15 protein-coding genes and 2 pseudogenes are annotated in these 9,413 nt (G+C 28.5%); 16 read left to right on the top strand and 1 reads right to left on the bottom strand.

The window, feature by feature from the left end; genetic code table 11:
• From KIB46_RS15585 to KIB46_RS15515, 15 genes and pseudogenes are all read left to right on the top strand, one after another.
• Positions 1 to 214, top strand: a pseudogene (locus KIB46_RS15585) (transposase); the annotation flags it as partial.
• Positions 215 to 538: 324 nt separating this feature from the next.
• A complete protein-coding gene (locus tag KIB46_RS15580; protein ID WP_291673075.1) occupies positions 539 to 1,759 on the top strand; it encodes a GTPase in 1,221 nt (406 codons plus the stop codon).
• 422 nt (positions 1,760 to 2,181) lie between these two features.
• A complete protein-coding gene (locus tag KIB46_RS15575) occupies positions 2,182 to 2,625 on the top strand; it encodes a MarR family transcriptional regulator (protein WP_156563237.1) in 444 nt (147 codons plus the stop codon).
• A 94-nt stretch (positions 2,626 to 2,719) separates the two neighbouring features.
• Positions 2,720 to 3,601 carry a pirin family protein gene (locus KIB46_RS15570; RefSeq protein ID WP_291673073.1) on the top strand — a complete coding sequence of 294 codons (882 nt, stop codon included), beginning with the start codon at positions 2,720 to 2,722 and terminating at the stop codon, positions 3,599 to 3,601.
• 33 nt (positions 3,602 to 3,634) lie between these two features.
• Positions 3,635 to 3,813: pseudogene (locus KIB46_RS15565) on the top strand (FMN-dependent NADH-azoreductase); the annotation flags it as partial.
• Between the two features lie 84 nt (positions 3,814 to 3,897).
• Positions 3,898 to 4,065, top strand: a complete 168-nt coding sequence (locus KIB46_RS15560; RefSeq protein ID WP_156563235.1) for a hypothetical protein — start codon at positions 3,898 to 3,900, stop codon at positions 4,063 to 4,065.
• Between the two features lie 116 nt (positions 4,066 to 4,181).
• Positions 4,182 to 4,502 carry a (2Fe-2S)-binding protein gene (locus KIB46_RS15555; RefSeq protein WP_027098030.1) on the top strand — a complete coding sequence of 107 codons (321 nt, stop codon included), beginning with the start codon at positions 4,182 to 4,184 and terminating at the stop codon, positions 4,500 to 4,502.
• Between the two features lie 307 nt (positions 4,503 to 4,809).
• Positions 4,810 to 5,388: a helix-turn-helix transcriptional regulator gene (locus KIB46_RS15550; RefSeq protein WP_291673069.1), complete on the top strand. Its 579-nt coding sequence runs from the start codon at positions 4,810 to 4,812 to the stop codon at positions 5,386 to 5,388.
• 159 nt (positions 5,389 to 5,547) lie between these two features.
• The gene (locus KIB46_RS15545) at positions 5,548 to 5,754 is read left to right on the top strand and encodes a helix-turn-helix transcriptional regulator (RefSeq protein ID WP_027098027.1); all 207 of its coding nucleotides are present in this window, start codon (positions 5,548 to 5,550) and stop codon (positions 5,752 to 5,754) included.
• Position 5,755: 1 nt separating this feature from the next.
• Positions 5,756 to 6,202, top strand: coding sequence for a hypothetical protein (locus tag KIB46_RS15540; protein WP_291673066.1), 447 nt, complete (start codon positions 5,756 to 5,758; stop codon positions 6,200 to 6,202).
• A 70-nt stretch (positions 6,203 to 6,272) separates the two neighbouring features.
• Positions 6,273 to 6,647, top strand: coding sequence for a hypothetical protein (locus KIB46_RS15535; RefSeq protein WP_291673064.1), 375 nt, complete (start codon positions 6,273 to 6,275; stop codon positions 6,645 to 6,647).
• Positions 6,644 to 7,048, top strand: coding sequence for an arsenate reductase ArsC (locus tag KIB46_RS15530; protein ID WP_291673062.1), 405 nt, complete (start codon positions 6,644 to 6,646; stop codon positions 7,046 to 7,048). The genes KIB46_RS15535 and KIB46_RS15530 overlap by 4 nt, the downstream gene beginning before the upstream one ends.
• A 13-nt stretch (positions 7,049 to 7,061) precedes the next feature.
• Positions 7,062 to 7,289, top strand: a complete 228-nt coding sequence (locus tag KIB46_RS15525; RefSeq protein ID WP_291673061.1) for a DUF4177 domain-containing protein — start codon at positions 7,062 to 7,064, stop codon at positions 7,287 to 7,289.
• Positions 7,290 to 7,469: 180 nt separating this feature from the next.
• Positions 7,470 to 7,784 carry a GNAT family N-acetyltransferase gene (locus tag KIB46_RS15520; protein WP_291673059.1) on the top strand — a complete coding sequence of 105 codons (315 nt, stop codon included), beginning with the start codon at positions 7,470 to 7,472 and terminating at the stop codon, positions 7,782 to 7,784.
• Positions 7,738 to 7,992 carry a hypothetical protein gene (locus tag KIB46_RS15515; protein ID WP_291673058.1) on the top strand — a complete coding sequence of 85 codons (255 nt, stop codon included), beginning with the start codon at positions 7,738 to 7,740 and terminating at the stop codon, positions 7,990 to 7,992. Before KIB46_RS15520 ends, KIB46_RS15515 begins: the two co-directional genes overlap by 47 nt.
• 79 nt (positions 7,993 to 8,071) lie before the next feature.
• On the opposite strand, the gene KIB46_RS15510 is transcribed toward KIB46_RS15515, so the two are convergent.
• Entirely contained in the window at positions 8,072 to 8,389 is a 318-nt protein-coding gene (locus KIB46_RS15510; RefSeq protein WP_291673055.1) for a hypothetical protein, read from the bottom strand.
• A gap of 202 nt (positions 8,390 to 8,591) precedes the next feature.
• Between KIB46_RS15510 and treR the strand changes: the two genes are divergently transcribed.
• The gene (gene treR / locus KIB46_RS15505; RefSeq protein WP_291673053.1) at positions 8,592 to 9,308 is read left to right on the top strand and encodes a trehalose operon repressor; all 717 of its coding nucleotides are present in this window, start codon (positions 8,592 to 8,594) and stop codon (positions 9,306 to 9,308) included.
• Positions 9,309 to 9,413: the final 105 nt, after the last annotated feature.

Raw genomic sequence — 9,413 nt, 5'->3', positions numbered from 1 at the left:
TAAAAATGTACATAAGAGAGTTACAAAAGTTAAGAATGATGCTAGTGTGGAGGTAGAGTTTATGACACTTTTAGAGCGTGATAGAGAAAAAATTGAAGAGGGGATTAAACTTACTAAAAAAGTATTTAAGCTTTTAAATACTGGAGAAAGTATAGAAAGCATAGCAAAAATATGTAATATCTCTGTTGATATGGTAAAAGAGATTATAGAGTAAAAATTAATATTAAAAAATGATTTGAAGTGCCTAATTTTGGGGCACTTTTTTAATGTCTAGGAAAGCATTGTAGAAGTGATTATGGTTATTACCTATTTAGATACTATAATTAAATCTTTCTTATTGCCATATTAAACCTCCAAATTGTTTTTCTATAAATTTTATATGCAAAAAGATAAGTTCTTAAGTTTTTAAGAACTTAAGAACTTAAGAAGAAAAGAACTTAAGAAGTTATAGTGAAAATACGGCTTTGAAAGGACTTATTGTAAAACATAAAGACCACCTAACCAAACCTTGCATATATCAGATTTTGAGGTGGTTTTTATGAATTTAAAATGTATTGGAATTGATATTGGCCATAACTTAAGATGTGATGTTGGAGCTGTAGGCATAAGAATGGAAGATTTTAATGTTTTTACAGAGGCTTTTAATAAAATAGAAAAGGAATTGAACAATATGGATAAAACCAATATTCTTATTGTTGGGAAGACGGGAGCTGGAAAAAGTACATTAATTAATAGTGTTTTTAGAGCAGAAATGGCTGAAACAGGAACTGGTAGACCAATCACTCAACATTTAAAGAAAATTAGTAAAGAAGGAGTACCAGTTAACTTATATGATACAAAGGGGTTAGAGTTAAGTGAAACTGTACAAGCTGAAATAAAAAAAGAAATTTTAGATGAAATAGAAAGATGTAATGATTTATGCATAAAGAACGATAGTAAGTCAGAGCTAATACATGCATGTTGGTATTGCATTGATGGATCAGTAAGGAGATGCGAAGAAACTGATATTGAGTGGATTAATGACATTGCTGAAAAAGTTCCAGTTATAGTAGTTGTAACTAAAGGATTCCCAAAGAAAGATGCAAAAGAATTTAAGAAAAAGATTGAAAACCTTAATTTAAATTGTAGAGCTATAGTACCAGTATTAGCTGAGAAGTATGAAGATAGAGATGAAGAAGATGAGGATGATGAAGTTTTAATAATACCTTCATATGGGTTAGATAAGCTAGTTGAAGTGACTTTAGAGGTTTTACCAGAAGGGGTTAGAAAGGCTTTCAATAATGCACAAAAGGTTAGTTTAGATAAAAAGGTTAGTGCAGCAAGAAAATGGGTTACTAGATATGCAGCTACAACAGGGGCCATTGGGGCATCACCTATACCATTTTCAGATGCTCCACTACTAGTAGGAGCACAATTATCAATGCTTGCACATGTTACTGCTATTTTTGGATTATCAGTAGAAAAAGCTGTTCTAACAGCTATTATAAGCTCTGTTGCTGGAGTGTCAGGAACTACTTTAGGAGGAAAAACATTAGTTTCTAATTTGTTAAAATTCATTCCTGGTGTAGGATCAGTAGCAGGTGGAGCAATAAGTGCTTCAGTAGCATCAATGATGACAATTGCATTAGGGTTAGCCTATATAAATGTATTAAAGTATATTGTTGAAGAAGAAAATAAAGGAAATCAAGTAACTACGGAAACTATAAAAGAGAAGATGAAAGAAGCTTATAAAAAAGAACTTATTTTATCTAAATCTTAATATAAAAAATATATAAATTTTTATTGCAAAGAAAAATAATATATGTTAGTATAAACCCAAGAAAACAGTTACATAAAGTGAAAACTTATTTTTATTAAGGCATGTTACTGATAATGCAGGCAAGACCAAGATAAAAATGATTTCTTTTTTGCTGAAGAAAATCATTTTATTTTGGTCTTTTTTTGTTGCTTCATTATTTAAAAGTGACTTAATAATATTTTGTAAGAATTATATTAAATCTATCAATGCATATAATAAGGGTAACTCAATAAGGAATTTGTAAAAGGTGTGTCTCCAATATTTAAGTGGAGTCACACCTTTTAGATTTTCCTTTCATAGCAATATTTATAAGGTATTATATTTGACAATATCACTAATTAGTGATATATTGAATCCATAAAAGATATAAAGGGATGAAAGTAATGAAAGAAATTAAAGATATAATTAATGAGAATAAATTAGCATTATCTACATTAATCACATTTACAAGAGCAGAGCATACCATTCATAAAAAGGAATTAGAAACTATAAAAGAAAGTGGATTAACTACTGCTCAGTTTGGAGTATTAGAAGCATTATATAATAAAGGTGATTTAAGAATATGTGAGATTATAGAAAAAATATTGACCACATCTGGGAATATAACTGTTGTTATAAAAAATTTAGAGAAGGATGGATTAGTGAAGAAGAACTTAGATCCTAAAGATAAAAGATCTACTATAATATCAATAACAGATAGTGGGAAAAAAGTTATTGAAGATATTTTACCAAAACATATTGAAAATATTAATGAAATTTTTAAGGTTTTAACTAAAGAAGAGCAAATTACTTTAAAAAACATATTAAAAAAATTTAAAGATATTTAAAAACAAAAAATTTTACACATATATCACTAATTAGTGATATTTTGAGATTAATATAATGATAAAAATTCAAATAAAATAGATAGGAGCGACAATTATGAATAAGTTTAGAACAATAGAGAATATATTTAGAGGACCAGAACCTCATATGGTTGGGGATGGATTTAGAGTATCACAATATTTACCAGTAGGAGTAGGGGATATAAAACGCTTATCTCCATTTATATTATTAGATTATCATGCTCCACATTATTATGAACCGTCATCAATTAGGAGAGGTGTTGGAGCACATCCTCATCGCGGATTTGAAACTGTAACAATTTCTTATGATGGTAGTGTTGAACATCATGATAATAAGGGGAATCATGGAGTTATAGGCCCTGGTGATGTCCAATGGATGACTGCTGCATCAGGAATTTTGCATAAAGAATATCATGAAAAAGAATTTAGTGAAAATGGTGGAATATTACATATGATTCAACTTTGGGTTAATCTTCCTAAGAGTGAGAAAATGTCAGAGCCAAAATATCAAACTTTATTAAAAGAGAACATGGGATCTTTTAAGTTTGATGATAATCAAGGAGAAGTGAGCATTATTGCTGGAGAGTTTAATGGAATAAAAGGTCCAGCAAGCACTTTTACTGATATAAATATTTATAACGTAAATTTAAGGAATTATGGAAAAACTATATTAAAAGAACCTAGTGATTTTAATACGGGAATATTAGTATTAAAGGGCGAAGTTAAAATAAATGAAGACCATACATGTAAAGAAAGTGATTTTATTATATTTGACAACATTGATGGTGAAATTTTAGTCCAATCAATTACTGAAGAATCTTTATTTATTGTACTAAGTGGAGAACCTATAGATGAACCAATTGTTTCACATGGTCCATTTGTAATGAATACAGTGGAAGAAATATATCAAGCATATGAAGATTTTAGAAATAATAAATTTGGAGTAGAAAACTTCTAAAATAAATAATAAAGTTAAAAAGGAGTGGAAGAAATGAGTAAAGTACTATATATTAAGGCAAACATTAAAAATGAAGGAGAGTCAAGGACTTTAAAGTATCTGATAGCTTTGTAGAAGAATATATGAAAAATAATCCACAAGATGAGGATAGTAAGAAGCACCCAGTATTAAAGTATGCATATCAATTTGCAGAGGCAGATAAAAATATAATAAAAAGTATTGAGAAAACTGTAAGGTTAAGTTAATATATACATAAACTTACAATAAGGAAACAAAATGGTATTAGGGGTGGTTTAGTGAATAATAATATATCAAAAATTTGGTTCTTTGCAGCAGTTTGCTTTATAATAGTTGGAATAGCAAGTAAAAATACCACGTATATAGTATTAGGTTGTGCATATATTTGTATTGGTTGTTATAAACAGAATGAGAAAATAAATAGTAAGGATGATGAAAACAAATAACTACAAATACAGAATGTATTATAGATCAGAAAATATATTGAAAAGAAATAAAATTTACCTTATAATGATAAAAAAACTTATTAGATAACTATAAAGAAATATACTGGAGGATAAAGATGGCTGGAAATAAGGTAGTATGTCATTGTAAGAACGTAAGCTATATAGATATTAGAAAGGCAATGATTGCAGGTGCACGTACTGTAGAAGAAATAAAAGAGATGACAGGAGCAGGTACTGCTTGTGGTGGTTGCGTTAAAGAAATAGAAAAGATTTTAGCATCTGTTTGTGGATGTAAAGGAACTTCATTAGAATCAGTAGTAGAAGCAGTGAAAAATGGTGCTGATACAGTTGAAAAGGTTGGAGAAGTTACAGGGGCAGGTACTCAATGTGGAAGATGTAAGGCCTTAGTACAAAACATAATTGAATTAAAAAGATAAAATAATCTGTATACATAACTAGAATACCCATAAATAATATTATTTATGGGTATTAATTTTTATAATCTAGATAGTGTGGAAAAAATAAGATACAAGTAAGTATGAGTAAGCAAACTAGATGAAATAAAAAATTTAGAATATAATAAAAGTGATGTTGTGGGAATGGCAAGACTATTTATTATATTATATAAATGAGCATTTTTAGGCTGTCAAATACTTTTGACATGAGGAAAATAGCCAATATCAAAGACTTTTGATAGTAAAAATTCATTTCAGGTTATAGACTGATAGTGCAGGAGGACATTGTATGAAGATTGGAAAACAAATAAAAAAATATAGAACAGAGATGGAGCTTTCACAGGATGAACTAGCTGAAAAGATCTTTGTATCTCGTCAAACTATTTCAAATTGGGAAAACAATAAGAATTACCCTGATGTGAAAAGCTTATTATTGCTAAGCTCTCTTTTTAGTGTATCTCTTGACATATTAGTTAAAGGAGACCTTGAAGAAATGAAGGAAAAAATTAAATCAGAAGACATTAAGGAATTTAACCATCTAAGTAATATCTTTACTATGTTGTTATTAGCAACTATTTTATTACCTGTTCCACTTGCATATTTTTTGGGGAAGATTGGAATGGGAATTTTAGGAGCAATTGCAATAGCTTTATTTTATTATTCCTTGAAGATTGAAAAATATAAAAAGAAGTTTGATATCCAAACATATAAAGAAATTCTTGCTTTCATGGATGGAAAGAATATGGACGAGCTTCAAAAAAATCAAGAGTATGGGAAACGACCATATCAGAAAATTTTCTTTGCAGTAGGTGCAGGGATATTGACAGTAGTAGTAGCAGTAATTATTACTATTATTATAAAACTATAAAATATATAAGCTCTAATTAAAATACCCTATTATTCAAAATAGAATATGGGGTATTTTTTTACTGTCTAGGAAATTAAAATGCAAAGTATACTATACAACTATGGTAAAAGTTGTTATAATTATATTGCAAAGCTTACTTTGCAATATGGAGGTGTTACTTTGAAAACAAGAATTGCTGAATTGCGAAAGAAACATAAAATTTCGCAAGAAGAACTTGCTTTAGCTGTGGGAGTTACAAGGCAAACTATAACCTCTTTAGAGGTTGAAAAGTATACTGCATCCTTGGTTTTAGCTTATAAGATTGCCAAATACTTTGGCACTACCATAGAGGATATATTTGATTTTTCAGAGGTGGAGGAAATATAAAATGGATAAGTTTAAAAAAGACTTGCAAACAAGAATAAGAATGCTAGTTTGTTATAACAGTATACTAATAATTATGGTATCTTTTGGCCTTTTTCATCCTACTGCTGGACAAAGCGAATTTGCATTAGGATTTATGTCTGGTGTTAATGTGGGCCTATATGTAGCTGTTCAAGCTTTGCTAATCTATTTAGTGTTTAAATATCAAGGAGCCCTTAGAAAAGAAGATAAATTGAGGAATCTATATATTTATGAAAATGATGAGCGTCGTAAATATATACGTACTCAAATAGGTGGAGTTGGTATAAATATCATTTTAGGGGGCTTGGCAATAGGAACAATCATATCAGGATTTTATAATGAAACAGTATTTTTTGTATTACTTTCAACTTTGATATTCAGTGCATTAGTGAAAGGGATATTAAAGGTGTACTTTAATAGAAAGGTATAAGGATATGTATATCCTATGAAAAGAAAATTATATGTTATAATGGATTAATAAAAAGTTATAGGAGATACATATGGAGAAGTATTCACAAAATGAACTAGATGAAACGGTAAGATTTATATCTTCTACTATAAGTAAGTGCGAAAAGATGCAGTTAAAGTTTGTAGAAGGTACATCACAACATTCCCTTCTAAAAAATAGAATAAAGGCATTATATATTTCAAAAGCTTTGATAAAAAATGATATTAATATTAGTATGTATACTAAAGAAGACTTGGAAAAAGCCTTACCACCTGTTGTTTCAATTATAAATAAAACAGAAAAGGCTCAAATAAAATATGAAGAAGGGACTGCTCAATTTAGGAGATTTGCTCCTATTATAAGGGCCATGTATATTTCAAAAGATTTTATAGAGAGTGAATTAGAGAAAAGAGGGGAGAAAACATGAAGAAAAAAGTAGCATTTATATGTGTCCATAATTCTTGTAGGTCACAAATGGCAGAGGCTTTAGGTAAGAAGTTTGCAGGAGATGTGTTTTATTCATATTCAGCAGGTACAGAAAAGAAGCCTCAGATTAATCAAGATGCAGTTAGAATAATTAAAGATTTGTATGGTATTGATATGAATGAAACTCAAAAATCTAAATTAATATCAGATATACCAAGTGTAGATATAGTTATAAAGATGGGATGTAATGTTGTATGTCCTTATTTACCTGCAAATCATATTGAAGATTGGGGATTGGAAGATCCAACTGGTAAATCAGATGAAGAGTTTATTAAGGTAGCAAGAGTAATTGAAGAAAAGGTTAAGAGCCTTGCACTTAGAATTCAAAATGGAGAGATTTAAAGGGGGGAGTGGCATGAAGAAATATGAATATAAATTTGTAGAGGTTCCATTAGTAACAGAAAAGAAAGGTATAATGTCAATTGCACATAAAGGGGAAACATTTGAGGCTTGTAAGGATGTTATTATTAAAGAAGCTGAAAATGGATGGAGATTAAAGCAGGTAGTTGTACCCTTCAATGAGAAGACTGGAGTATATGGGACATATTGTTACCAAGTTATTTTTGAAAGGGAAGTAAATTAAGTTTTATAGAAAAAAGAAAAGATAAGTACCAGGGGGGAACTTATCTTTTTCATAAACAACCAATAATGATTCGGCACAAACCACTATTTAATGTAATTATAATCTATGACCTCTACTAAAAAAAGGTACGAAATTTAATAAAAAGGTGTTATTATTTAAAAAAATATTTGGAGGTTAACTATGAAGTTTATTAGATTATTATCTAAATATGATAAAATGTTTAGTGAAGCTATGAATTTATACGGGAAAAGTTTTCCTTCTCATGAACAAAGAGAAAATGAATCTCAAAAAGAAATATTAAAGGATGAGGAATATCATTTTGATTTGATTTATGATAATGATAGTTTTGTAGGTATTATTCTTTATTGGGAAACATTAAATTACATATATATTGAGCATTTTTGTATAGAGCCTAATATGCGTAATAAAAAATATGGTGAAAAAGCACTTGAACTACTTAAAGAAAAGAAAAAAAACAGTAATCTTAGAAATTGACCCACCTATAGATGATATCTCTATTAGAAGAAAGTCATTTTATACAAGGGTTGGATATAAAGAAAACAACTTTAATCATATCCACCCTCCATATAGTAAATTAAATAAAGGTCATTCACTATCAGTTATGTCATATCCTGATCTTTTAACTGAAATTGAATATAATAATTTTAATTCTTATTTAAAGAATAGAGTTATGAAGATTTAAATTTTATAAACTATGAATATAAAATGCCGTATTATTCAAAAAGAATATGCGGTGTTTTTTTTGTTATGAATATTGCTTATTAAGAAGATATAAATACATCACCTTTACCCACTATTACAATTCTATAATCTGGCTTTAAAGGTAGTAGATTATATTTATCAGAGTTCTTGGAAAGATGAATTGACTGTAATAAATTTTGATTTTCGTCAAAAACCTGAATGAAAGCAGTATTATCTTTAGAGACATTTTGAGCAATGTATTTATTTTCAGATGAAAAGTTGAAGTCAGTTGCTTTATAAACACCTTCTTCAAATATGTTTACGGCAGATACTAACTGAGGAGAGACACAAAATAATAGTGATAAAGAAATTAAGGATATACTTATAATTTTTTTCATAAAAATAAAACCACCTTTCAGTGTTATTTTCTCTAAGTATATATTTAAATATACAAAATTGAAGAGAAGTAATGGAGAAGTTAGAGATTACTTGTAAATTATTAAATATGAATTTATAGACTAAGATAATATATAGATTTATGATGAAATAATAAGTATAATAGATAGGTAATAGGTAATTTATGATAAGCGAGAGTGGTTTATGTTGAAGAAATTTCATCAAATATATTTAACTTTAGAAAATGATATTAGAAATAATAGGTACTTACCTGGAGAACGTTTACCTACAGAGGTGATGTTAGCTAAAGAATACGGAGTATCTAGAGAAACTATAAGAAAAGCACAGGACCTTTTATTAGAAAAAGGGTTCATACAAAAGAAGCAGGGTTGTGGAGCAATTGTTTTAGATATAAATAAATTTGAAATAGCAGGGTCAGACCTACAAAGTTTTAGTGAACTTCAGAAAGAGATAAGCTTAGAAAATTCAATTACTGTATTGAAAAATAAAAAGGAAAAGGTATCAAAGCAATTAGCCAAGCAACTAAATATAGATGAATCTTCACAAGTAATATCTGTAGAGAGATTAAGAAAGATAGAAGGGGAGTCTGTAATTTTAGATAAAGATTATTTCATAGCAGAAATAATAAAAGAGATACCTTTAGAAAAAGTTCAAGGATCAATATATAATTACATAGAAAAAGACTTACAGTTAACTATTGGATATGCTAATAAAGTTTTTACAGTAGAGCCTGTAACAGAAGAAGATAAAATATTATTAGATATAAAAGATGATACTCATGTAGTAGTTATAAGAAGTGAAGTATATTTAGAGGATACAAGACTTTTTCAATATCATGAATCAAGACATAGAGTTGATAAATTTAAATTTGTAGACTTTGCAAGAAGAAAGAATTTTTAATAGAGAAAATGGGGCTGTATCAGATTAAGGTTTTTTACCTTAGGCTGATACAGCCTTATTTTTATAATTTTAAATTTTATTCATAACTTTATATGTATTTATTTC

Origin of the sequence: Clostridium sp. (assembly GCF_018372875.1) — a bacterium.
Lineage (GTDB): Bacteria > Bacillota > Clostridia > Clostridiales > Clostridiaceae > Clostridium.
Note: the sequence above shows the minus strand (reverse complement) of the source record. Positions and strands in the feature narration are given on the sequence as shown.

Excerpts from the sequence above, each read along its gene's own strand:
- KIB46_RS15580 (WP_291673075.1), top strand. The coding sequence starts at position 539 with ATGAATTTAAAATGTATTGGAATTGATATTGGCCATAACTTAAGATGT.
- KIB46_RS15575 (WP_156563237.1), top strand. The coding sequence starts at position 2,182 with ATGAAAGAAATTAAAGATATAATTAATGAGAATAAATTAGCATTATCT.
- KIB46_RS15570 (WP_291673073.1), top strand. The coding sequence starts at position 2,720 with ATGAATAAGTTTAGAACAATAGAGAATATATTTAGAGGACCAGAACCT.
- KIB46_RS15555 (WP_027098030.1), top strand. The coding sequence starts at position 4,182 with ATGGCTGGAAATAAGGTAGTATGTCATTGTAAGAACGTAAGCTATATA.
- KIB46_RS15550 (WP_291673069.1), top strand. The coding sequence starts at position 4,810 with ATGAAGATTGGAAAACAAATAAAAAAATATAGAACAGAGATGGAGCTT.
- KIB46_RS15540 (WP_291673066.1), top strand. The coding sequence starts at position 5,756 with ATGGATAAGTTTAAAAAAGACTTGCAAACAAGAATAAGAATGCTAGTT.
- KIB46_RS15535 (WP_291673064.1), top strand. The coding sequence starts at position 6,273 with ATGGAGAAGTATTCACAAAATGAACTAGATGAAACGGTAAGATTTATA.
- KIB46_RS15530 (WP_291673062.1), top strand. The coding sequence starts at position 6,644 with ATGAAGAAAAAAGTAGCATTTATATGTGTCCATAATTCTTGTAGGTCA.
- KIB46_RS15525 (WP_291673061.1), top strand. The coding sequence starts at position 7,062 with ATGAAGAAATATGAATATAAATTTGTAGAGGTTCCATTAGTAACAGAA.
- KIB46_RS15520 (WP_291673059.1), top strand. The coding sequence starts at position 7,470 with ATGAAGTTTATTAGATTATTATCTAAATATGATAAAATGTTTAGTGAA.
- KIB46_RS15510 (WP_291673055.1), bottom strand. The coding sequence starts at position 8,389 with ATGAAAAAAATTATAAGTATATCCTTAATTTCTTTATCACTATTATTT.
- treR (WP_291673053.1), top strand. The coding sequence starts at position 8,592 with ATGTTGAAGAAATTTCATCAAATATATTTAACTTTAGAAAATGATATT.